We start from the raw sequence: 20,105 nt of genomic DNA, 5'->3' as shown, positions 1-20,105 counted from the left end.
TTTTTCTTAGGCAGGCGCGTTAACCTGGCCGTTGAGGGCGATCACCGCCAGGCGCGGCGTTTCGGCGCTCGGAGCGTGACGAGCGATGTAGGCGCCGGGGATCTGCGTACCGGCAGTCCCGGCCGAGATCGTGCCGTCAGCGCCGAAGGAAACCGGGTCGCCAACCTTGCCAGCGTTCGCCAGCTCGACATACACCTCACCCATCGAGAGAAACTCACCCACGCTCGCATTGCGGGCGTAGGCAACGTCTACCGCGTAGGTCTTGGGGCTGATCAGGATGCCAGCGAATACACCAGCGCCGCCGACTTGAACCGTGTCGGTACCGGCCTTGTGGGTAAAGGCGCGGCCAAACAGATTCTTGGATTCGTCTGCGGAGTTGATCACCGCAGCGATGGCTCGCGTAGGGCCGTCATGGCTAAGGTTGCCGGGCAGGCCGGAGATCAGGACGGATCGTGCTTGATACGGGATGGTCATGATTATTCGCTCCCCCAGAGTTTGGCGGCGGTGTTGGTGGCGGAGCCCGTCTTACTGTCGGACACCCGTTTTTCGCTGTCGGGTTTGGCGCCTTGCAGATAGCCGTTCAGGACATGCAACGCGCTATCGCTCGTCACGCTCAGGCCGAGTTTCTTGGCTGCGTAAGTCGCAACCTCTTGGGCCGACGCCATCGAGCTATGGTCGAACACTCCAATGTGCGGCGTCACACGCTGAGCCAACTTATCGCGCTCAGCGATTTGCTTGACGATGGCATCGGCGCTCGTCACGGGCGCGGCGGGCTTGGCCTGGGCGCGTTTGATGACGGCTGTAGCGGCATCGGCCGCAGCCTTGGAGTGCTTGGTCTGGATGCCAGCGAGGCGGGCTTGCGCGGAGCGAAGTTTGGCGATGCTGTCAGCGGTCGGCGCGGCTTGCACTTCCTCGGCGGCCGCTTGGACTTCCTCCACGGCAGCTTGCGCTTCGGTGACGGCCTCCTGAGCGGCAGCGACGGCTTGCGTGGCCTGCTCAGCCGATGCGGCGGTCTGCTCGGCTGCGCTCTGCGCTTCCGGCGTCACGGCGTCCGGCGTTTCGTATTCGGGCTTCTTGGTGGGGTCTGCTTCCGGGTCGTCGTCCGAGCCAGCGGGGGCTTTTTCCGCCAGTGCTTGCACGATCAACTCCCGGATCTGCTGAATGTTTTCGGGGGTCAATTCCATGTTGATGAACTCCGCTGAGTCGTAGGTTATGGTTAGGCAGTCCTGTACAGCCAAGTCCGGCCCCGTCCTGCCCTCTTTCACGGTTGCCAGATGATTAAATCGAAGGTCGCGCTGAATGGCGTGATATCGCTTGCCATCAAACGTACCCTCGGTGAATTCGTACCGACAGCGGTAGCTCGGCGAAAGCTCCACCTTGCCGCGGTCGATCAGGTCTTTCATGAACTCCGAATAGACCTTGATGCTGTTGCGCAGATATGGGTACTCGAACCGCGCCGTCTCGCCCGTGGTTCCCTGCACTCCCTTCTTTTCGGCCGGCGTCCCGTCCTTGCCCAAGAACTCGTGCTCATCGATCCAGGGCACCAGATTGGCCGATGCGATGGTCTCCGGCTTCTCCAGCTCTTCCTGGGGCCGGTACACCTGGTAGATGCGGTCAGGATCCGACGCTCCGATCTCGCGCCCCAAATACGGGAAGACCCCCACCTTGGTGATAGGGTTGTCCCTAACCAGCAAAAAGCCGTTTACGTCAGTTTGTCGATTACTCATTGAGATACCCGCTGAAGTCGATAACGGGGCGCATCCGGCATTTGCAATTGATGAGCTGGCCCGGTAGGCCGCGCTCGCCGGTTGTCTTGTCGATAATGGGCGGGTTATCCATGTCGAACACCTGCCCGTCGTATTCCACATGCAGCGACCTGGGTTCAAAGCCCCCGCCGCTGTGTATCCACTCGAATTGCCGGACGCCCGCTGATTTCATACGCTCGTTGTTGATCGCGGTGCTCACCTTGCGCGTCTGGTCTACGGCGATCAGGCGGGCGCGGTCTTTCGTGACCTGCCCGAGCTTCTGGATTTCCTCGAAGATCGTCGCCGTGCCCTGCCCGCCCGATTGGATCGACCGCAGCACAATGCCCTGTATCCGCTCTTGGAACTTAGCCGGGATGCTCTTGATCAAGCCGACATTCTCGGCGGTGCTCGCCTGCATCTTGACCGCTAAATTGGCGGGCATCTGAGGCGTCTTGATTGTGAGCCCGCCCGACATTTCGCGCAGAGAGGCGGCTAGGTTCTGCTTGGCGAATCTGTCAACCCGGCCGAGGAACTGGTCAACAATTGAGCCCGCACGACTGCCAAACTCGCGGCTCCACTTTTTGCCGAGCGAGGCCAGCAGCCGCGTGGCGTAGGTCGTGGGGCTTGCGTCCTGCGTGATCTCAGGATTCTTTGCGTACAGGCGCTTTAATTCGCGCCCGTACTCCTCGATCATCTCGGCAATAAGGCGGCTCATTCGCTCTCTGTACTGCAACTCCGCTGATAGCGGGTGAGCGAGCGCCGCGCCCTTAAATTGCTGCGCCTGGCGCTCCTGGCCCCACTGCTGGCGGCGTTTGGTTAGCATTTTCTTCGCCATCCGTGAACTCTGCCGCCTCTATGTTGTGGTAATCGTTGTCCCGGTCATTGCGAACGCGCTCGCGGATGTCAGCCGCATCGATGGCTCCTGTGCCGATCAACACCGCGTCCCTGTCCGCCTTGATCTTCTCGATCTCGGCCGACTCCTTGCCGGTCGGGCTATCGAGCGGGAGCCACTGAATGGAAATCTTCGAGGGCAGATCAATACTGTGCGACTTGGCGACGAGCGCGTAATGCCGCTCGAGAAGCGGGCTCATATCGTTGGCCTGGATGCTCTCCAGATCCTCCCGATAGACCGCATGCTCGTAGTCCCCCGTGGCGTTAAAACCCTTGGGCTGAGTGCCGAGCAGCTTGGTGGCTGGCACGTTGGCCACAGACGCAGAGAGCTGATACTGCGTCATGATTACCGCGTCCACATCGCCTAGCGCTGTGTCGAACTGCTGGATGGTTTCATCCGCGCCGCCGACCTTTACACCGTAGTTGTCACGAATGGACGCCCAAGCAGCCAGGCTCTCCTCAAGCTTTTCTCTGTTCGCAAGCGCGTCATCAGACACGCCTACCGAGGTCAGTCGCTTGGTCATCAGCAACTGCGGACCTTCGTTGGCGCTGCGCTCGGCGCAGTAGGCCCGCTCCATCATCCGCTGCGGAACGCTCACGCCCATGAAACGGTACGTGGGCTTGAGAAAGTCCGGCACCGGATAAGGGACGAATATCCGCAGATGCGACTTGTGATAGACCCTGTCCTTGATCCGCCAATAGGTGGGCTCGTAATAGCTCTGAGAGGCCGGATCGGAAAGGTTATCTTCGGTCAGCTCAGGCGCAACCCAATTGGGGTCAATCTGAGACATGCCCATGTAAGAGCCGGGCGCTACGCCATCCAGGTTGAACGGGTTCTTGTAATACTCGTCCGGGTTTTCCGTGCGCACTTCAAACAGCACGATCCGTCCGCCGTAGACGCGGCCAAAGTGGATCATTTCGCGCAGGTTCTGCGTCACCTTAAAGCGCCCGTCACTATCCCGCAGCGATTCCGACACTTCATCGGAGCCGCAGGTGAGCAAATAGCCCTTGCGCACCGCGTCACGCGCTGGCATCCCGCAGGCCTTATCAATCAGCCAGTTGGTGGCCAGCATCGCGCAGACTTGATAGCCGATGAAATGGCTGCCGACCGCGAAAAATCCAAGCTGAGCCTCGTTCGCGCCTATCGACATCCCGGGCTTCGGGGATGGCGCTGGGCCAATGTCGGCGCTGTCAGACGACACACCAGGAGCGCCGTGAGGCTGCACAAACTCCGGCATCACGAACAGATTGCGGACTTTCTTGCCTAGCGGGTGCTCGGGCAGCCCCCGGCGCTTTGCTGGCTTTGCCGCCTCGGCGGCGGGCTTGCGCTTGAAAAATTTGGGGAGTTTCATCCGAAGAATCCGCGTTTCATTGCATTGAGTTCGTTGAACGCCCTGGAGGCGGCATCGACTTGATCGTCATATTTCCCAAACGGGAAGTAGCGGCATTCTTCGGTGAAAGCCCGGTTCCACTCCCCACGAAGAAGAAGCACATTGCCCGCGTTAATCTGGGAGGCAAGCGGCGTTGCTCGCGTCACCTTGTCGCCGCTCTCGGGGCTGAACCTGACGCTATGCCCAGCAAGCAGCTTTGTAAATGCCACTACCTGGCTCTTACCGGCCTGCCCAGGATCTTGAGGCAATGACTGCCTGACCTTGTTCATGCCGTCGCCGTCCGCCGTGTTCTTTATCAGCGCGTCACGCTTGTTTGTCTCGTACTGCTCGCGGCGGCAATCGGCAATGATGAATCTCCCGTCGCTCAGCTTTCCGATCTTTACGCCCGCCGTGAAGTCTCCAGACGTTGATGCGCCCAAATCCCAACCGCGAACCCAAGACACACCGCCTGCGGGAACCGCGTCCACCACCGGCATGATGTCGGGCTGTATCGTCCCGCCAGATGGCGGCGTCGGGGTCTGCCGGTACTGCCCCGCAAACACATACGGGGCGGCCTTTTCCATGCGGGCCAAATCTTCTGCGCTGTGCTTCTCGGGCCAAAGTGGCGTACCGTCATCATTCCAGGCGGATAGACACAGGTGATCCCATACCTCACCGTTTCCGCCCGCTACCGGATCGCCCCGTCCGTTTGGGCCTCTATCGCCCAATAGCCAGCCTGCCAAGTCCTCTTCATGCAACCGTTGCATGATGATGATGATTGGAGTGTCCGGGCTGTTCTTGCGGCTCTCTACGGTATTCTGAAACCAGTCAATGACGTTTTTCCGCATGACGCCGGAATTTGCCTCGTCGGCCTTGTGGGGGTCATCAATGATGATTGCCCCGCCGAAGCCATCCCGAAGCTTGCCAGCGCCAAAGCCGGTAATGGTGCCCCCGGCGCCCGTGGCGTACATCACGCCGCCCTGCTCTGTTTTCCAGTGATGTTGCGCATCACTTGCCAGAGCCACGCCGGGGAATACTTCCGCATACGCCTCATGCTGGATAACGCCGCGCACATTGGCGCTATTGTTTACGGCAAGGGCGCTCGAATAGCTTGCATGGATAAACTCGCAGTCAGGCGAGCGACCGAAGCACCACGCAATGAAGTTCACCACCGCCAGCTCGGTCTTAGAGTAGCGAGGCGGAACGTTGATGATTAGGCGCTTCGTCTTACCCTGATAGACACGCATCAGCGCATCGCATATCAGCTTATGGTGCGCCGCCTTCTGCCACAGATACCCCTTGCGCTGAAGGAACATCCACCGGCTGAAGCTGTACAAATCCTCGCGTGACCAGCCGATTGCAGCGATTCGATCAGCAGGGCTAAAACTTGTCTTGGACACTTTGAACGGCCTTCCTCAGCTCTTCCGGGCTAACCGTCACCGTGGCTATGGGCCCGCCACCAGGGCCGGAATGCTCGATCACCTGCTTATCCAGTCCGAGCAGCTTTGCCTTCCCCATCGTCGCCGCGACAGCAGCAGACGATTGCGCCGTCTCAGCAGACAGGGCGGCTTGGCGGGCTTCTTCCAGCTCAGCCAGGAGGTCATCCACAGTCAACTTGTGGCGCTCGACGTGCGCGGCCTGTATCTCCGCAACCCTTGCGGCAATCTTGCGGTTGTCCAACAGATCCTTCGCTGTGCGGTTAACCGTCTCCGGCTTCATTCTCTCGGCGCTATACGCTCGCCGGTACGCCTCGGAGGCATTGCCCGTCTCCACATAAGCAAGGGCAAAGGCCTCCTGCTTTGGTGTCAGGGCCATTTGTAATGCTCCAAATAAAACCCGGCGCTTGGCCGGGTCAGTGAATTACTTGCCGCAGCGCAGCGAGTTGATCGCCTGCATCCTTCATGTCAGCCATAGCGTGGGCCGTGAAAATTGCCAAGTCGCGGCAGCCGCGATCAAAGTTCGGCAAGCCACTTGCCCACTGGAACGCAAAATCCGCGTCGCCCACCTTACGACCAAGCCGTTCAGCCATCGCATCACTAAAGTTCGCCAGTGCCATGTACACCAGCACAATCGGCAGGTCATCGCCTTCGATCTTCATCTGTGCCCGATCAGCCGCCGTGTGCCACAGAGCCTCAATCTCCTCGGTAGGCAGGTCGATGCCGTCGTCAAACAGGTCAAAGTGCATTTCACTGGCAACGCCAACTAGACTGAGCGAGTCCATGATTCACACCTCAAAGCGGACTGGAAATAAAAAAGCCCGCACGCAGCGGGCAAACCCATGAGAGGCGGGTAAATCTATGCGAGTCGTAACGGGTGCTGGATGCGGGCCATCAGATCGGCACATCGCTGTTCAAGCACGGGCTTTTCTCGCTTGCGATCCAGCATCAGCCGGGAACCCAGCGAGGCGCGAGCCTTGGAGTCTGCATCGGTAGCCAGCAAGGCGTGCATCTGCTGCCACAGCCCCTCACGGCCCGACCGGATGTACTCAGCCATCGAATTGAACGCCTCGATGAACGACTCCTTGACGGCGGCGGCTGCGCGACCCGTGAAGCCCATCACCAGGAACATAAACCCGTCCTTGGTCATCTGGACAACTGGCTCGGGCTTTCCGTTCGCTAACCCATTGATTTCAAAGCACTGCGCAAAATTGCGCGCCCTGAAGTCAGCACTACATTCCAGCAGCCGAATGGCTCGCAGCACGTCGCGGTGCCGCTTTTTGAATCTTTCGGCCACGCGGCGGGAGTCGGTCACGAGCCGATCACCGGCCAGCGAGACCATATCTTGCACTTGAGTCAAATCCATATCGCACCTCTCAGGCGTAGAAAAACAAAAACCCGCCGAAGCGGGTTCTCATGCCGGTCTTTGCCGACTGGAATATTTTTGTTTGCGGCGAATGGTGGCGAAACTGCACCATCGTCATACCAAACAACACAACTAAATGTATGCACAAAAAATGATTGCATTCCTTATTTAATGTGCATACAATAACTACATGAACATCACATTCGACCCCGCCAAAGACCAGAGCAATCAGCGCAAGCACGGTGTTTCTTTGGCGGCTGCTGAAGCGTTCGAGTGGGACGGTGCCCTGGTGCGCGAAGATATGCGCCGCGAGTATGGCGAAAGCCGCATGATCGCCCTGGGCTATATCGATGTCCGCCTGTACTGCGTCGTATACGTGGACCGTAACAACGAAAGGCGCATCATCAGCCTGCGCAAGGCAAATTCAAGAGAGGTGAATCTTTATGCCCAAGCTTAAGCCAGGGACGGTCGTCCCCACCCGCGAAGAAGATGAGGCTATCAACCGAGGCATAGCCGCCGATCCTGACACCTACGAGCTCAGCGCCGCCGATCTGAAGCAGATGAAGCGCATGGGGCGCCCAAAGGCCGAAGTCACGAAGGAGCGAATCACCATTCGCTTGTCGCCCGACGTGCTGGAAAGCTTCCGCGCTACAGGTGCAGGCTGGCAAACTCGCGTTGATGCCGCGCTGCGCGACTGGCTAAAGACGCATGCGCCTAGTTGATCTCTACAGCACCGGCCGGCGATAAGCAGTCACTTTCTCATAAGGCGTGGAGGCACATCGCATCCCCAATACTTTTTCCCGTCCTTGCTGAGATTCCAGGCGTGCGCACCAAACTCAAGGGGATGACGTGGCATTGAGTAAGGATCGGTTTGCAACCGTTGGCGCTCCGCTTTTCGATAAGCGCGATGCCACCGTTGCTTATCGAACTTTTCACTACGCGCTGTAGTGATGCCTGTTATCGGCGTATTCCGCCTGCTTCTGCTCATTCCGCGCTCCATTTTCATATGCCAAGCGCAGCAAAGCCCGCGAACCTTTCGGCTGGCGGGCTGCAATTTGTTGGGACGTAGTAATCCGTGCGTGTATTTTACGGTTTTTGATACGGTTGCGCCAAACTTGATGTTACGGTTTTCGAGCAGCTGATAGCCGTGACATCCACCCACCAGTACTCGCCATCAGCCCCGTACTCTACCTCTCCCCTCGTGCTGCAAACCTGCCCAGACAGTTCTAGCGATTTCAGAACCCGATGAACACCGATGCGGACAGAAGATCTCTGTTGAGCTGTCGCTCGGGGGGCCGCATGGTTAACGATTTGCCGAACTTTGAACCTGCGCCCTGGAAACGCTGCCATCAAGTCAATCACCTCCCGCGCATACTTCATTCAAACATCCTCCACACCTGAATCTTGAAACTGCCCAGCGCAATCTTGTAATAGGCCGCCGGAATGCCGATGAGCTGGCTCGCTGCCTCCTGCCGCTCCTTGATGGTCATGTCGCCGTATTCCCGTCTGCGCGTGTACTCGGCCTGGATGACGCGCCGCTCGATCAGTGGCAAGGCTTCATACAGCGCGTGTACCTTATGGGCCCGGTCGTAGCAGATCGGGATTAGCCCATCGCTGCCCTCGTCGTCTGGCTGCCGCGGAAATTCGCAAACCACGGGTGCGCCGTGATCCGGGCGGCCAGGCCCAGGCCACTCTCCCTCCCACTGCGAACGCGCCCAGTTGTGCAGCTCGTCCTCGACCCAGCGCGGGATAGCCGAATCTGCGGCGGTTCTACGCATTACGGATAACTCCGCACAGAGGGCGAGCCCAAAGCTTTCAAGCTCGGCTCAGCCTGCTGGCTGCGCAGCGCCGCGAATCGCATAGCTGCGCTGGGCGTATAGATTCGGCGTTGCACTTCCACTTTCGGCGCGGCGGCAGCTCCCATCCAGGCGCGGATCACAAGGTTAGGATCGCCGCCCCGGTACGCTGGCTCAATCCTGCGGATCTCTGAAGCTACGCCCTCAGCGTTCTGGCGGAATCGGTTGAGCTTGATGCCCATACCGCGCAGCCGCTCTACCGCCGCCTGGCGCCAATAGCGGTCAGATTGCTCAACTGTTCTCGGGTGTCCCATTACGCCGCTCCGATATTTGAGTGATTGATGCCCCGCCGCGTAGCCCAGGCCCGGTATGCCTCGTCGAACGTCGCCCGAGGACTGGGGCCGATATGGGCGCACCAGACGAGCCACATGCCGCGCTCCTGCCGTGCTCGGGGTTTCTGGATGATCGTCATACGCCCTCCTTGAGCGATTCAATAGTTACGCGGACAAGCCCGCCCTTCTCCTTGGCTCCGAGCACCACGGGCGCGAAGTGAAAGCCACGGTCATTCATACCTAGCGCGTCCGAGATTCCGTCTGTGGCCGCCTTCATCCGTGCGGCCAAGTTGTCCCGGTCGTAGGCTCTCGCAGTCGGCGGGCAAAACTCGTAGGTGATGCGCACACCTCCGAGGCGGTCAAAGCTCTCTGCGTGGCGCAGCGCCCTCATGGTCGTCAGGCACGCCGCGATGCGGTAGACTTTCTTCGCTCGGGAAATAGACGCCCAATGGCCCCGGAAGTTGGGGCTCAGCTCTTTGGGCGGCCAGGAAAGTTCAATCTGTATCTGTTCCATTCAATCCCTCAGTGCGCTGTATCTGGCTGCCGGTCGCGTGGGCTGGCTGTTCTTGGCTTGGGCCACCGTCTGATGGTCGGCATCCAGGAAGCGGGAGTGCTGCCCCTGGAACACCAGGAACACCTCACCCAGCGGACCCATACGTTGTTTGCGAATCAGCACTTCGGCTAAGCCCTTAAAGGCGCTGTCCGGGTTGTAGTAGTCGTCCCGGTAGGCCATGAGGATTACGTCCGCGTCCTGCTCAATGGCGCCCGATTCGCGCAGGTCGCTCATGATCGGGCGCTTGTCGGGCCGCTCCTCGACCTTGCGCGAGAGTTGGGATAGCAGGATCACCGGACAGCTCATTTCGCGGGCCAGAAGCTTGAGCGAGCGAGTAATGCCGCCCAGCTCCTCATTGCGGTTGCCGCCCTCGCCCCGCATCAGTTGCAGGTAGTCGATCACGATCAGATCCAGCTTCCCTTGGCGCTGGCGCACTTTGCGGGCAGCAAGCCGGATTCGTGCAACGCTGGCCATGCCAGGATCGTCAGCTATCACCAGTCGCTGATCCTGCAATCGCCCGAGCGCGCCGGTCAGCCGCGTGTAGTCATCCGGGCTCAGGCGGCCGGAACGGATGCGCTGCGTGTCGATCTCGCCAAAGCGAGCAACGCTGCGCTCTGCCAATTGCTTGGCGTCCATTTCCAGGCTGACTACCAGGGCCACGCCGCCAGCTATCGCTACGTTTTCGGCAATGTTCACGGCCAACGTGGTCTTGCCCATAGAGGGTCGGCCCGCCACGATAATGAGGTCTCCCGCTTGCAAGCCGCTGGTCTTGTGGTCAAGGTCGGCATAGCCGGTAGACAGCCCTGACAAGCCGCCTTCACGATCCTGCCGGGCCTCGATAGAATCAAGCACGCCGGTCAGCAAGTCGCCAATTTCCACCGGCTCCCGGCCAGCCACTCGGCTATCTGCAAGAGCCATCACCATGCTGGTGGCTTGCTCTACCAGTGCCTCTGGCTCTGCGCCGCTCTCTGCTGCCAGGGTGGAAATGTCGCTGCCCAGTTCGGCCACCGACCGACGGATGCGGTGGGCACGGACAATCTCCCCGTACCGGCGCACGTTCGCCGCGCTGGGTACGCTGTGGGTAATCGCATCAAGGTAGGCAAAGCCCCCTGCCGCCTCACTGTTGCCCGCAGCGCTCAAGGCTTCGAACACTGTCACCGGGTCGGCAGGCAAGCCACGATCCAACAGGCCAGATGCCGCACTGAAGATCAGCCTGTGGTCGTGCCGGTAAAAATCGTCAGCGGTCAGCAGGCCGTCGAGGCGCTCCCAGGCCCGGTTATCCAGCAGCAAGCCTCCCAAAACGCATTGCTCGGCGTCGGACGAGTAGGACAATGCGCAGGATTCGTCAGTTGCCATCCGTCTGCCCCTGGGTGGCTGCCAGAACTGCATTGAAAGTAGCGCCTTTTGTGGTGCCAAACAGGTTCTTCAGCACCACCCCTCGATGCAGCACGATATCTGCTGTCAACGAAGCATCCGCTGGCCCCTCCTTGAGCTTCCCACCCCAAGAGATGCTATCGTCGTCAACCGCCTCCGGGCGGAAATCATCATCGTGCAAATCCAATACAACGCCGAGACGCATGGCTATTCCTTTAAACGAAATCTGGCTGGTGACCGTAGACAACTACGAAGATCCAACGTCCTACGGGGTGTCGGTTTCTACGGCGGAAAACATTCGAGAGGCTGGCCTTCGAGCTTTTGCGGCTGGCGTTCGCTTGGAGAGCTTCGCAGTGCACTTCTGCTCGAATGAGCAAGAGGCAAGGGCATTCGCCCGTGCGCTCCAAGAAACCAGAAACATGTCGAGCGATGCGATCCTGAAAGCCGCCAGACGGCCGACATAGCGCAGTCATGCCGCCTCCTTGAGGTGAATTTTCTTGGCCTGGATGCCCACGGTCGTCAGGCTGAAATTGCCCTCGGCAGTTGCGTACCAAAGCCGGTAGTAGCCCTTGGTCACGTAGTTCAGAAAATGGCGTCGCCAGTCAGCCTGCAAGCGGCGTTCGTTCGCCCCTCCGGCCAGATGCTCGCCCTTGAAAACCTCCCAGGCCAGTTGCACAAAGTCCATCGGCAGACCCGTACCGTCCACGTACTCCAGCAAGGGCTGGTAGCCACTGATCGCCGTCTCGCCTGCCTCACGGCATTGGTCGATGAAGGTTTTCAGAGTGCAGCGAACCTTGCGTTCCCGCTTGGGTTTGCCAGCCGAAGGCAGGCCGGGCTCATCACCCCCCGGCGACGGGGGGTTGGGGGGTATTTCTTTGGATTCAGGATTCAGGAATCCGGAATCAGGAATCAGCCCGGCTGGTTCCGGTTCGGGGTGTTTCTCGCACTGTTCTTGCATGGTGCTTGCACAGTGCTGGACAGGTGCCGGTATTTGGCTGGCAGATTCTTTAATGTGTGGGTTCTGGTGCTTAGTGAAGTTCCGAACCTGAATGAACCGATCACCGCCCACTTCGTACCGCAGAATGAAACCGTGCTTACTTAAGTCTTGCAGCAAGCTATCGACATCACAGTCGTCATACGGCAGAACCTCGGCCTTGATGCGGCGGGGACGATCTTCCAACCGCCCCTCTCGATCCGCCATCGTCCAGAGGCCGATAAACAACAGCCGGCCTAACGGGTTGATATCCGCCAAATCATCGTTCGCAAAGAAACTGGGCTTGATGTTGCGTGCTCTTGCCATTAAAATTTCTCCATCAGTGCAGTACCGAGGCCGCTCTTGCCAGCGGCCTTTTCTTTTTCTGCGTCGCCATTTACCAAGCGACACAGGGGCTCAATCGCATTCCGAAAGTGCAACTCCAGCTCGGGAGACCATTGCGCTGCCTTCATCAGATCCGCACGCACCCCGTCCAGGTACACCCACTCACGGCGCCATCGCTCCTCTTTAGGAATGCCCCCTTGGTCGTGGTGCCGATGGCAGGCCGGGCACAGCGGAAACACCAAGCTGTCGCATGCCTTCAGCCCCATACCTTTGGTGATATTTGCGTGTGCCACTTGGCATGGCCCATTTCGGCCGCAGTTGGCACACTTCATCTTTGCCACTCGCCGACGGTGTTCCTCGCTGCGCAGCAATGATGGGATCTTGTGACCCGGCGGGCGGTAATAGCCCATGACGATCTCGACCTTGCGGCCAAGACCTTCGCCCCGGTCAGCCTTGGTGCGCTTCATTGGTGCCTTGCGCTGAAGGGTGGAGTTGCGAATCACGCGCCTCTCCCCAAACTCGTGGGCGACCAATGGACGCCCTTCTCGTTGCCAAAGGCGTAAGCAAGATCAATAACGTCTGCCATCTGGCGAACGGTCATCTTGCTGGTACGCTGGCCAAGCAAAACCATCCCGCCATCAATCCCCATTGCCATCCTGGTTTCTCGGCGCAGACTGGCCGTAAGGATGTCCTTGACCTCTTCAGGCTCCACCTTCACCAAAGCACCGTTCACGACAAAATCAACTTGGCGGCTGATGTCCGTCAGGATCGACCACATCATGTCGTTCTGGGCCAGGGTGCGCGTGCGCGGCTTGATCTCCACTCGCCAGCCTTCAGGGGCGGTCGAGCAAGCTTGGGCAGCATTGCGGCGCGCAGCATCGTGCGAGAGGACATAGACCTGTTTGTCCATCAATGCGCCCCGCACGTCCCTGGCTCAATCGTGCCCGGCAACAGTTGGCGCCAATGGAGTTGCCTCGGGCCAGATAGTCCATGTACCACTGCTCAACGAGGGCCATTCCAAACACCTTCAAGATGGCGTCCAGCTGCCAAATCTTGATTCCAACGGTGCCGTTGATGATCTGGGTGATAGACGACTCGTCCTTCCAACCGCACTCCTTCATGATTTCCAGCTTCTGGGCCTTCGTCATGTTGGCCAGCGCCTTGCGAAGAAGCGTTTCCCCCTCTTCAGTGCTGGCGGGAAGGATGGGGATTTCAGGTGCGTTCATGCCGCTTCAACACCTTTAAAGTGAAAGTGAATGCCGCTGAACGCGGCTCCGTTCAAACTGGAGGCATCCAATTCAGGAGTGCCAACATGTCCGAAACCGAAAAACTGCTTAACGCCGCTGCCGACATGGCAAAGCGCCGCTTTATTGATCCGTCCGAAAGTGCAGTAATGGATCTGTTCCGCGAGCTGTGCGCGGAACGTGAACGCACCGCCTACGACGAGCCGGAACATGTGGGCGCTACGCTGCATTGATTGGGTGGCCAGTCCCAGACGGATATGATCGTGTTTCCACAAACTCAACCCGACCCGAAAGGAACTAGCCTTGAGCGAGAAATTCAATCCGGTGAACGTCAAGTCTTTGACCATCACGCCCCACCTTGCCCACGAAGCGTTTCCGACCGTCCGAGTCGATATCCCTCTCGAACACACTCAGTCACTAGGGACAGAAACGATTTCCCTGTCTCTTCTGCTGCCGCTAGAGAAGCAAGACTGGACGGAAGTTCAAAGAAAAGCGGTAGAGCGGGCAATAGCGATACTTCAATCTGCGCTTGCACACGACCAGCAACGCTAAGGGACAAGACCAGGCGAGCGACCGGCAGCGCATCAGTAACGCCCAATCGCTCGCCTGCCTCTTCGCTCGAAATCAGCCCAGTCTTCGTAAGGCGGTCAGTAGCAGCGGATGACAACGAGTCGCTGTTGTTACGCATGGCTGGCCTCTTGTTTGGGAGTGGATTGATTCGCAAGCTCGGGCCATATCAAATGCCAATCTGCCGGGCGCAAATCCTGGCGCGTCACGGCGCCACCTGTCGCGAGCTCAAGCCCGACGCAGTAGCCGGGCTTGGGCATCCGGCCCATATAGCGGGTGCGCCACTGACGGATTTGCGCATCGCTTTTAACTTCGAAGCCGAGCTCCACCATTCGGGCACGAAGCTCGGAAACGGTAGGGGCGCCAGGGGTAGACAAAAATGAGTTCAGGTCCATACCGAAATACTAGTAGCGATTGCTACGCATTGCAAGTAGCAAATGCACCCGTAGCGCATGCTACTTTTCGCGAATGAACGACGTGGAACTGAACGAGCATCGAGTGGCGCGTCTTGCCGCTGCCATCGACAAACTCTCTCGCGGAAATAAAACTGACTTTGGGCGCCGACTTGGCTACAAAGACGGGGCATTTGTTCGCCAAATGCTTGCAGGGTTGCGCCCAGTGTCAGAGAAAACCGTTAGGGCCATCGAAGATATGCCCGGCATGCGCTCCTGGTTTTCTACAGACGAAGAGCCCAAGCCCAAAGATACGGACGCTGCTCCACCATGGCCCTTCCCGTCCATCCCCGAAGATAAAGTCCGCAGCCTCTCGCCTACTCAGTTAAGCAAGCTGGAAGGGGCATTGGCGCTGGCGCTGGGGCAGATGGAAATTGGGCTTGAGGTGTCGCGCCCATCGGTCAGCCAGGCTCAGAAGCGCGGCGGCCTGGTAAACATGGATACGGCGGCCGATGAATTTTCCATGCGCATTCCTGGCCTGCCACCAGGCCCGAGCCAGATCAAAGAGCCAGTCCCGGCATACGTTACTCCGCGCTTGAGCCTCGCGCAGGCAACCGCGGTTAATGTCGTAGCCGCCGAGCAGCATGCAGATAATGATGAATGGGAATCGGTGCCTGAGATGGCGGATGTTCGCCTTGCCGCTGGCGAAGGTATCGAGAACCACACCGAAGAAATGACCGGCTACGTGTATTTCCGTCGTTCTTTTCTGCGCTCGGTCGGCGCGGACGGCCAGCGCGGGCGAATGGTTTACGCCAAAGGCGACAGCATGGAGCCGGTTATCCGAGATGGAGCGGCACTGCTTGTTGTGCCCGATCTGGGGTTGACCCTGCATGACCTGGCCGCCGGCGGCGTCTACGCCATCAACTATGACGGGAAGATGCTCGTCAAGACGGTAGCTAAGGATCGGCTAACGGGGCGCTGGGTGGCCCGGTCGTTCAATGCGCGGCATCCGGATATTCCCCTGGAAGATGGGGCCTCGGTCAGAGTGCTGGGGCGCGTGGTGTGGGCTGGCGCTCAGTTGGGGGAGGATGAGCAGGGGCAGTGGGTGCGGCGGTAAAAAAGAGCCTACAACTCAGCATGCTGATGCTTAAAATCAGATTTGCGCGTTCAGGAACTTTCAATACAATGTGCTGATGAGCCAAGACCAAGAGAAAATTTTGAAGGCCGCACGTTCTGCAGCAAAAGCTGCGGAACCCTTGCGGCTGTCACTTTTGGCACTTGGAAATAGCCTGCTGCAACGCCAAAAAAAAGTCGAAGAACGAAAAGCCCGTGTTGAAGAGGAGATGCGGCGTGGGTCAAGAGTCACCAAGCATAGATTTTCTCTATGATTTTCTGTATCTAGATAAGCCCAGGGCCCAGTCGTGGCTAGCGCAACTCGTAGCGGACGGCGTACCTCTTTCTACGAAGTACCAAAGCAGCTCAACTGATAGCAGCAAAGTAAATGCAGCCGGCGGAATTCCGGGCGTTCTAAAAGGGGGCGGGTCTTCCGTCGAGTCAGTTACAGAAACTATGGAGCGTAGTTTCAATACTGAATGGAGCATACCCCTTAATTTGCTGGATACGCTATCTGAGGCTAACTACGTCTCGAAAGGCCTGAACGGAGCGCCAATTGGGTCGGTGATCCACATCCACGGCCAAGCCAACATTATTGACATTAGCTTCATGCAAGCTGGGTGGAGTGCATTCACCGACCTCATGCTTGGCCAAGTGAAGACAACACACTCCAACAAAGCGGCAAAGGCTGCTGAGAAAACGGAGGTTGCCCAGCTTGGGGCGGCTCTGAAGGTCATGCCGCCCATGCCGCAGCTTTACTTGAGCACAGTCGGAGGGGAAGTAGCTTGGTCAGTGCTTCACGAGGACCATATGCTCATCGATCCGTCCGCGCTGACACTTACATACGGGGCAAACATCAAAGGGGACTGGCATGTGCTTGCGGTACTTGATGCATTGCCTGATGGGAACGACACGCCAGGCACTTCTATCAAAATAGGCAAACCCATTTCGGATGGTTTGCTCCCCGTAATGGAAGCCATCCGAGAAGCGATGGGCCGCCCCGGCGATGCTTATGCGGTTAACCCAATTGCGATCTTTCGGGCCATCAAGCCCAGCACACGCTAATTCCAGGAAATCCCAAGCACAAAGCCCCCCCCTCTCAAGGGGCTTTGTGCTTTCTGGGCAGGCCACCCCTTCCCCCCTGGAAACTCAGGTGGCAGCATCGGGCGCCAGGGTGGGCTGCGACTGGTGCCCCAACTTCCGGCCGCAAGATACTCGACCGGTGGATCAGGCCGACTCCAAACGCGAACGGCTCTATGCGCAGGAAGTTGAAATTCAAGACAAGCAGGGCAATGTGAAGTCCTTATACACGGCTTTACAATCAGGCCACCTACAGCCAATAGAAGGACGTGAGACGTGAAACTCCCCCGCAATCAGTTAGGACTTGCATTATTCGGCGCGACGCTCGTGCTGTCACCCATGGCAGCATCAGCGCAAGAGAAAGTGGTTAGCGAGTTTTCCGCAGGAAAATCACATCGATACGAGCTTTCGAAACTTGAATACAGCGTCTTCAAGACGCTTGTTGATGATGACGCCAACAACCTTGCCTCTGGCAACGACAGCCTGCTTGGCGAGCGGATGGGCCTGACCGACACTACCGCCTCGGAATTAGCGAAGGCGTACTCCGATAATGAAGTGGCAGCCGATAAGCGGTTCAAAAAGAAACCACTTTTGATCAACGGAAAAATCGGCAGCATCAACTCCGGCATAGGCGGAGCGCCATACCTCGCGCTTGGTACGCAACCATCATCACCACACGCAAGGCTGCATAAAAGCGCCCTGGATTTCGCAGCAAGTGCGAAAAAAGGGCAATCCGTTTCACTGATCTGCACCGGCGCAGGCGCGACCATTACGATCCCCATGCTGGACGATTGCAGGCCCGCACGCGCCGTCGCGGACGAGGAGGCCACCAAATTGACGCGCAGGGTAGACCGCGTGCTTAAAGGCCTTGGCAGCGACGAGTCGGCGCAACAATTACTCGCCATTTCAATTTATGCGGCTAGCACCATCAAGGGCGACTCCTGCGGCCCAAATGCAGCCGCCTGCTTAAAAAATGTGAAAACCGCCATGAAGGCGCCGGGCGCAAAGGAAGGGATTCTCAAGGCGATGGAAACATTGAAACTGGCCGGAATATCATTGGCCAAGTAATGCGCTAGCGCAGATCGCCCCGCCTTAGAGCGGGGCTTTTTTTCGCCTGTTACAAAAAAGCGTAGCTTTTGCTATTGCATCGATGCGTAGCGATTGCTACTATTCATCCCATGCACTCACCCACCGCTTAGGCCAAGGCCAGCAAGGGATAGCGCAAACGCTCTTTAACAACCCGCTAGCCGATGTTGCTCACCCTACCTGTGGGGTGTTCGTCCGGCTCAATCGCACCTACGGGCATGGCCGTAGCTCTGCGCGGCATCCCTGCCGTATCCAGTCCGCCAAGCGCGGTACACGGTGAAACGGGTGAGGCGTAGACGGCCAAAAACGGAAACGGTCACGCCGATTGGAATCTCGGCACCGCCTGCCCTGAGCGCATCAGGGCGACGACATTCCGGGCCAACCGGAGTACGCCGTGCAAGTCGGCAGCCCGCGCCAAGCCATCGTGGTTTCTTGGCTGGCGCGGATTCATCTGCCTGCGCTTTCCAGAGAGAGCGCAGACCGATGAACACCATCACCCCTCTTTCGCAGCACCCCTCCCCCTCCAAGCCTCCCCGCCCATACCGCTTGATTGCGCAGTCAGCGTGGTGGCGGCTGGCCGTGAGTGAGACCGGGTGCTGCTCCTTATTCGGAGTTCAACATGCAAGTGACCATGCAAGGCGGGAGGGTTGTTGTTGAGCCCACCCCGACCTCCCGCCGCGTTCCATTGGGCGCTGGCTCCACGCTCTGCGAAACGCTCCCTCTTACCGAAACCCAGCGCCTTCAGGTCATCTACCGGGCTATCAAGCTGGATGGCTACGCCTTCGGGCGCCACGCCACCGAGTACCTGGAGGATGTGTTTAACCACGTCGTTCGGGCAGATGCAGACACCCAGGCGCTCATCGCCCTAGGCGTTGGTGTTAACCGCGACGAGATCCGCCAGCGCATCGAGGCCCGGCTGCTTGAGCTTTCGGAGCGCAGCCAGTGACCGCCCTGCAATCCACCCTTTTCATCTTGTGCGGCCTTGCTGCCGCTTACCCAATGGCCCTGGCCGGTGATCGCGCTATGGCGTTTCTGAGAGAGGCGGTATGACGACGAAACATACGAAGGGTCCGTGGCGTTACGACTACGAGCCAGGCTATTGCGGCGAACTGATCGCGGCTGATGGCAGCGTAGTTTGCGTCTTTACCGAAGAGCCAGGGCTAGACGATGCAAAGGTGCTCGCCGCCGCGCCCGATCTGTTGGAGGCGCTGCAAGAAACGCAGAGTCTCTTGACAGCGATGTTGCATGAGCAACGGCCGCAGAGCGAGGTTGAGGCTCAGATTGCCGAGAATCGCGCCGCAATCGCCAAAGCCACCGGGGGGCAGCCATGACCCCGAGCCGAAAGCAGGTTGAAGCCGCCCGCCCCAAGTTCCTCGAATGGCTCGTAGCTCGCGGTGCCCAGGTGCTTCGCCCGACAAGTGAATGGGAGCTGGTGCGTTTCGACTGCGCATCGGGCGTGGCGATCATCTACAGCAATGCCAAAGGCAGCACTACTTTCACCGGCCAAGCCTTAGCGGCCTGGAGCGCTTACAAAGGCGCGATGGCCTGGGACGCTGGCGTCCGGACAAAGAGGGCCAAGGTCAGCCCGCTGATCCGCACCCTGCTGGAGCGAGACGGCGACCGCTGCTTTTTCTGCCATGAGCACACATCCGACGATGACCGCAGCGCCGAGCATTTGGTACCGGTTGCCCACGGTGGCCCGAACCACATCAGCAATCTGGTACTGGCCCACAAGGCATGCAATGCGCGAGCAGGCCACCTGAGCGCGATGGAGAAAATCCGCATACGCGACCAATCAAGGGAGCAGCCATGACCAAGATCAACGACGGCGGCCCGGCGTTTCCTCGTGACGAACGCTACCTGGGGCACAACCGTGGCGATCTACGCCAGCGCATCGAGCGCAGGCTGATCGACCTGGCTAAGGATGCCGCTTGATCAGAAAAACGCCTTCAGGATCAGTGAGGCAATACCCGCAATGACCAACCCGAGCATCCATTTGAGCAAGGTGAGTTCGCCTTCAACTTTGGCGAAGCGGATATTCATCTCGTGGCGCAGATCAACGGTTTCGCCAATGAGCTTGGATTCGACATCGCGCAAATCCGCCTTGGTCGCCAGTTCTGCACCCTCGTGGGAATCCTTGACGGCGGTGGCCATAGCAGACGCTTGCTCACGGCTAACCCCGGCCTTTTCCAAGGTCTCGACAAACTTCAGGGTGTCAAATGTAACAATGCTCATGGTCACTCCTTTGCCCCGATTGTAGCCATGTAGCAGCGGGGCGCAATGACTATGAGAATAGTCCGATTACAATAGCCAACGCTGACACGCGAACCGCGCCAGGGATATCTTGATCCCGTCCCGAGAGGGATGGAGCGTAAGAACTCCCGAAAGTAGCGGTATCCGCACCCGTCAGCAGCGGTATTTTTGCGCCCGGACATTGAGCTA

At 58.7% G+C, this 20,105-nt stretch carries 29 protein-coding genes; 11 read left to right on the top strand and 18 right to left on the bottom strand.

Annotated features, from left to right (window positions below; translation table 11 throughout):
• Positions 1 to 6 precede the first annotated feature (6 nt).
• From U0029_RS06030 to U0029_RS05995, 8 genes are all read right to left on the bottom strand, one after another.
• Entirely contained in the window at positions 7 to 474 is a 468-nt protein-coding gene (locus tag U0029_RS06030; protein ID WP_114852899.1) for a structural cement protein Gp24, read from the bottom strand.
• A gap of 2 nt (positions 475 to 476) precedes the next feature.
• The gene (locus U0029_RS06025; RefSeq protein WP_115600699.1) at positions 477 to 1,727 is read right to left on the bottom strand and encodes a DUF2213 domain-containing protein; all 1,251 of its coding nucleotides are present in this window, start codon (positions 1,725 to 1,727) and stop codon (positions 477 to 479) included.
• Positions 1,720 to 2,568 (bottom strand): phage head morphogenesis protein, encoded by an 849-nt coding sequence (locus tag U0029_RS06020; protein WP_115600698.1) that lies wholly within the window; start codon positions 2,566 to 2,568, stop codon positions 1,720 to 1,722. Before U0029_RS06020 ends, U0029_RS06025 begins: the two co-directional genes overlap by 8 nt.
• Positions 2,513 to 3,988 carry a phage portal protein gene (locus tag U0029_RS06015; protein ID WP_115600697.1) on the bottom strand — a complete coding sequence of 492 codons (1,476 nt, stop codon included), beginning with the start codon at positions 3,986 to 3,988 and terminating at the stop codon, positions 2,513 to 2,515. The genes U0029_RS06020 and U0029_RS06015 overlap by 56 nt, the downstream gene beginning before the upstream one ends.
• A complete protein-coding gene (terL, locus tag U0029_RS06010; RefSeq protein WP_211435886.1) occupies positions 3,985 to 5,406 on the bottom strand; it encodes a phage terminase large subunit in 1,422 nt (473 codons plus the stop codon). The genes U0029_RS06015 and terL overlap by 4 nt, the downstream gene beginning before the upstream one ends.
• Positions 5,387 to 5,821 carry a terminase small subunit gene (locus tag U0029_RS06005; RefSeq protein ID WP_115600695.1) on the bottom strand — a complete coding sequence of 145 codons (435 nt, stop codon included), beginning with the start codon at positions 5,819 to 5,821 and terminating at the stop codon, positions 5,387 to 5,389. The genes terL and U0029_RS06005 overlap by 20 nt, the downstream gene beginning before the upstream one ends.
• A gap of 37 nt (positions 5,822 to 5,858) precedes the next feature.
• Positions 5,859 to 6,227, bottom strand: coding sequence for a hypothetical protein (locus U0029_RS06000; RefSeq protein ID WP_115600694.1), 369 nt, complete (start codon positions 6,225 to 6,227; stop codon positions 5,859 to 5,861).
• Between the two features lie 74 nt (positions 6,228 to 6,301).
• Positions 6,302 to 6,808, bottom strand: coding sequence for a Rha family transcriptional regulator (locus U0029_RS05995; RefSeq protein WP_115600693.1), 507 nt, complete (start codon positions 6,806 to 6,808; stop codon positions 6,302 to 6,304).
• Between the two features lie 190 nt (positions 6,809 to 6,998).
• On the opposite strand from U0029_RS05995, the gene U0029_RS05990 reads away from it, so the two are divergent.
• Both U0029_RS05990 and U0029_RS05985 read left to right on the top strand, forming a co-directional pair.
• Entirely contained in the window at positions 6,999 to 7,265 is a 267-nt protein-coding gene (locus U0029_RS05990; protein WP_114852977.1) for a BrnT family toxin, read from the top strand.
• Positions 7,252 to 7,530, top strand: a complete 279-nt coding sequence (locus U0029_RS05985) for a BrnA antitoxin family protein (protein ID WP_114852978.1) — start codon at positions 7,252 to 7,254, stop codon at positions 7,528 to 7,530. The genes U0029_RS05990 and U0029_RS05985 overlap by 14 nt, the downstream gene beginning before the upstream one ends.
• A gap of 654 nt (positions 7,531 to 8,184) precedes the next feature.
• On the opposite strand, the gene U0029_RS05980 is transcribed toward U0029_RS05985, so the two are convergent.
• The 8 genes from U0029_RS05980 to U0029_RS05945 form a co-directional block, all read right to left on the bottom strand.
• Entirely contained in the window at positions 8,185 to 8,586 is a 402-nt protein-coding gene (locus U0029_RS05980) for a hypothetical protein (RefSeq protein ID WP_115600692.1), read from the bottom strand.
• Positions 8,587 to 9,072: 486 nt separating this feature from the next.
• Complete coding sequence (locus U0029_RS05975) at positions 9,073 to 9,450, bottom strand: endonuclease (protein ID WP_115600690.1); 378 nt, start codon at positions 9,448 to 9,450, stop codon at positions 9,073 to 9,075.
• A complete protein-coding gene (dnaB, locus tag U0029_RS05970) occupies positions 9,451 to 10,821 on the bottom strand; it encodes a replicative DNA helicase (protein ID WP_114852951.1) in 1,371 nt (456 codons plus the stop codon).
• A gap of 13 nt (positions 10,822 to 10,834) precedes the next feature.
• Positions 10,835 to 11,068 carry a hypothetical protein gene (locus U0029_RS05965; protein WP_115600688.1) on the bottom strand — a complete coding sequence of 78 codons (234 nt, stop codon included), beginning with the start codon at positions 11,066 to 11,068 and terminating at the stop codon, positions 10,835 to 10,837.
• 264 nt (positions 11,069 to 11,332) lie between these two features.
• Entirely contained in the window at positions 11,333 to 12,163 is an 831-nt protein-coding gene (locus tag U0029_RS05960; RefSeq protein WP_115600686.1) for a hypothetical protein, read from the bottom strand.
• Positions 12,163 to 12,684 carry a hypothetical protein gene (locus U0029_RS05955; RefSeq protein ID WP_174930158.1) on the bottom strand — a complete coding sequence of 174 codons (522 nt, stop codon included), beginning with the start codon at positions 12,682 to 12,684 and terminating at the stop codon, positions 12,163 to 12,165. Before U0029_RS05955 ends, U0029_RS05960 begins: the two co-directional genes overlap by 1 nt.
• The gene (locus U0029_RS05950) at positions 12,681 to 13,091 is read right to left on the bottom strand and encodes a recombination protein NinB (RefSeq protein ID WP_114852950.1); all 411 of its coding nucleotides are present in this window, start codon (positions 13,089 to 13,091) and stop codon (positions 12,681 to 12,683) included. Before U0029_RS05950 ends, U0029_RS05955 begins: the two co-directional genes overlap by 4 nt.
• Positions 13,015 to 13,407, bottom strand: a complete 393-nt coding sequence (locus U0029_RS05945; protein WP_147294791.1) for a hypothetical protein — start codon at positions 13,405 to 13,407, stop codon at positions 13,015 to 13,017. Before U0029_RS05945 ends, U0029_RS05950 begins: the two co-directional genes overlap by 77 nt.
• Positions 13,408 to 13,493: 86 nt before the next feature.
• Here U0029_RS05945 and U0029_RS05940 point away from each other — a divergent pair, with 86 nt between their 5' ends.
• Positions 13,494 to 13,658 (top strand): hypothetical protein, encoded by a 165-nt coding sequence (locus U0029_RS05940; RefSeq protein WP_164855672.1) that lies wholly within the window; start codon positions 13,494 to 13,496, stop codon positions 13,656 to 13,658.
• Positions 13,659 to 13,728: 70 nt separating this feature from the next.
• Positions 13,729 to 13,977 (top strand): hypothetical protein, encoded by a 249-nt coding sequence (locus U0029_RS05935; protein ID WP_114852948.1) that lies wholly within the window; start codon positions 13,729 to 13,731, stop codon positions 13,975 to 13,977.
• 128 nt (positions 13,978 to 14,105) lie between these two features.
• Here the strand turns inward: U0029_RS05935 and U0029_RS05930 are convergent, their stop codons facing one another.
• On the bottom strand, positions 14,106 to 14,387 hold the full coding sequence (locus U0029_RS05930) for a transcriptional regulator (protein WP_170147582.1): 282 nt from the start codon (positions 14,385 to 14,387) through the stop codon (positions 14,106 to 14,108).
• A 73-nt stretch (positions 14,388 to 14,460) separates the two neighbouring features.
• On the opposite strand from U0029_RS05930, the gene U0029_RS05925 reads away from it, so the two are divergent.
• From U0029_RS05925 to U0029_RS05895, 7 genes are all read left to right on the top strand, one after another.
• Positions 14,461 to 15,501: a S24 family peptidase gene (locus tag U0029_RS05925; RefSeq protein ID WP_115600683.1), complete on the top strand. Its 1,041-nt coding sequence runs from the start codon at positions 14,461 to 14,463 to the stop codon at positions 15,499 to 15,501.
• 233 nt (positions 15,502 to 15,734) lie between these two features.
• The gene (locus U0029_RS05920; RefSeq protein WP_127815134.1) at positions 15,735 to 16,562 is read left to right on the top strand and encodes a DUF6414 family protein; all 828 of its coding nucleotides are present in this window, start codon (positions 15,735 to 15,737) and stop codon (positions 16,560 to 16,562) included.
• A gap of 291 nt (positions 16,563 to 16,853) precedes the next feature.
• Positions 16,854 to 17,645 (top strand): OB-fold protein, encoded by a 792-nt coding sequence (locus U0029_RS05915; protein WP_119536246.1) that lies wholly within the window; start codon positions 16,854 to 16,856, stop codon positions 17,643 to 17,645.
• A 637-nt stretch (positions 17,646 to 18,282) separates the two neighbouring features.
• Positions 18,283 to 18,609 (top strand): hypothetical protein, encoded by a 327-nt coding sequence (locus U0029_RS05910; protein ID WP_039052263.1) that lies wholly within the window; start codon positions 18,283 to 18,285, stop codon positions 18,607 to 18,609.
• 100 nt (positions 18,610 to 18,709) lie between these two features.
• Entirely contained in the window at positions 18,710 to 18,994 is a 285-nt protein-coding gene (locus U0029_RS05905; protein ID WP_114852953.1) for a hypothetical protein, read from the top strand.
• Positions 18,991 to 19,476: an HNH endonuclease gene (locus U0029_RS05900; RefSeq protein ID WP_114852954.1), complete on the top strand. Its 486-nt coding sequence runs from the start codon at positions 18,991 to 18,993 to the stop codon at positions 19,474 to 19,476. Before U0029_RS05905 ends, U0029_RS05900 begins: the two co-directional genes overlap by 4 nt.
• A complete protein-coding gene (locus U0029_RS05895) occupies positions 19,473 to 19,598 on the top strand; it encodes a hypothetical protein (RefSeq protein WP_012416097.1) in 126 nt (41 codons plus the stop codon). Before U0029_RS05900 ends, U0029_RS05895 begins: the two co-directional genes overlap by 4 nt.
• Here the strand turns inward: U0029_RS05895 and U0029_RS05890 are convergent, their stop codons facing one another.
• Positions 19,599 to 19,898: a CCDC90 family protein gene (locus tag U0029_RS05890; protein ID WP_115600682.1), complete on the bottom strand. Its 300-nt coding sequence runs from the start codon at positions 19,896 to 19,898 to the stop codon at positions 19,599 to 19,601.
• Positions 19,899 to 20,105 lie beyond the last annotated feature (207 nt).

The sequence above is a fragment of the Bordetella avium genome (genome assembly GCF_034424645.1).
In the GTDB taxonomy this organism is placed as follows: domain Bacteria; phylum Pseudomonadota; class Gammaproteobacteria; order Burkholderiales; family Burkholderiaceae_B; genus Bordetella; species Bordetella avium.
Note: the sequence above shows the minus strand (reverse complement) of the source record. Positions and strands in the feature narration are given on the sequence as shown.

What these genes read in the sequence shown, in the direction of transcription:
- U0029_RS06020 (WP_115600698.1), bottom strand. Translation starts at nt 2,568, where the DNA reads ATGCTAACCAAACGCCGCCAGCAGTGGGGCCAGGAGCGCCAGGCGCAG.
- U0029_RS05950 (WP_114852950.1), bottom strand. Translation starts at nt 13,091, where the DNA reads ATGGACAAACAGGTCTATGTCCTCTCGCACGATGCTGCGCGCCGCAAT.
- U0029_RS05895 (WP_012416097.1), top strand. Translation starts at nt 19,473, where the DNA reads ATGACCAAGATCAACGACGGCGGCCCGGCGTTTCCTCGTGACGAACGC.
- U0029_RS05940 (WP_164855672.1), top strand. Translation starts at nt 13,494, where the DNA reads ATGTCCGAAACCGAAAAACTGCTTAACGCCGCTGCCGACATGGCAAAG.
- U0029_RS05990 (WP_114852977.1), top strand. Translation starts at nt 6,999, where the DNA reads ATGAACATCACATTCGACCCCGCCAAAGACCAGAGCAATCAGCGCAAG.
- U0029_RS05890 (WP_115600682.1), bottom strand. Translation starts at nt 19,898, where the DNA reads ATGAGCATTGTTACATTTGACACCCTGAAGTTTGTCGAGACCTTGGAA.
- U0029_RS05905 (WP_114852953.1), top strand. Translation starts at nt 18,710, where the DNA reads ATGACGACGAAACATACGAAGGGTCCGTGGCGTTACGACTACGAGCCA.
- U0029_RS05980 (WP_115600692.1), bottom strand. Translation starts at nt 8,586, where the DNA reads ATGCGTAGAACCGCCGCAGATTCGGCTATCCCGCGCTGGGTCGAGGAC.
- U0029_RS05930 (WP_170147582.1), bottom strand. Translation starts at nt 14,387, where the DNA reads ATGGACCTGAACTCATTTTTGTCTACCCCTGGCGCCCCTACCGTTTCC.
- U0029_RS05910 (WP_039052263.1), top strand. Translation starts at nt 18,283, where the DNA reads ATGCAAGTGACCATGCAAGGCGGGAGGGTTGTTGTTGAGCCCACCCCG.
- U0029_RS05960 (WP_115600686.1), bottom strand. Translation starts at nt 12,163, where the DNA reads ATGGCAAGAGCACGCAACATCAAGCCCAGTTTCTTTGCGAACGATGAT.
- U0029_RS06015 (WP_115600697.1), bottom strand. Translation starts at nt 3,988, where the DNA reads ATGAAACTCCCCAAATTTTTCAAGCGCAAGCCCGCCGCCGAGGCGGCA.
- U0029_RS05925 (WP_115600683.1), top strand. Translation starts at nt 14,461, where the DNA reads ATGAACGACGTGGAACTGAACGAGCATCGAGTGGCGCGTCTTGCCGCT.
- U0029_RS06025 (WP_115600699.1), bottom strand. Translation starts at nt 1,727, where the DNA reads ATGAGTAATCGACAAACTGACGTAAACGGCTTTTTGCTGGTTAGGGAC.
- U0029_RS06030 (WP_114852899.1), bottom strand. Translation starts at nt 474, where the DNA reads ATGACCATCCCGTATCAAGCACGATCCGTCCTGATCTCCGGCCTGCCC.
- U0029_RS06000 (WP_115600694.1), bottom strand. Translation starts at nt 6,227, where the DNA reads ATGGACTCGCTCAGTCTAGTTGGCGTTGCCAGTGAAATGCACTTTGAC.
- U0029_RS05995 (WP_115600693.1), bottom strand. Translation starts at nt 6,808, where the DNA reads ATGGATTTGACTCAAGTGCAAGATATGGTCTCGCTGGCCGGTGATCGG.
- U0029_RS05965 (WP_115600688.1), bottom strand. Translation starts at nt 11,068, where the DNA reads ATGCGTCTCGGCGTTGTATTGGATTTGCACGATGATGATTTCCGCCCG.
- U0029_RS05975 (WP_115600690.1), bottom strand. Translation starts at nt 9,450, where the DNA reads ATGGAACAGATACAGATTGAACTTTCCTGGCCGCCCAAAGAGCTGAGC.
- U0029_RS05985 (WP_114852978.1), top strand. Translation starts at nt 7,252, where the DNA reads ATGCCCAAGCTTAAGCCAGGGACGGTCGTCCCCACCCGCGAAGAAGAT.
- U0029_RS05900 (WP_114852954.1), top strand. Translation starts at nt 18,991, where the DNA reads ATGACCCCGAGCCGAAAGCAGGTTGAAGCCGCCCGCCCCAAGTTCCTC.
- U0029_RS06005 (WP_115600695.1), bottom strand. Translation starts at nt 5,821, where the DNA reads ATGGCCCTGACACCAAAGCAGGAGGCCTTTGCCCTTGCTTATGTGGAG.
- U0029_RS05945 (WP_147294791.1), bottom strand. Translation starts at nt 13,407, where the DNA reads ATGAACGCACCTGAAATCCCCATCCTTCCCGCCAGCACTGAAGAGGGG.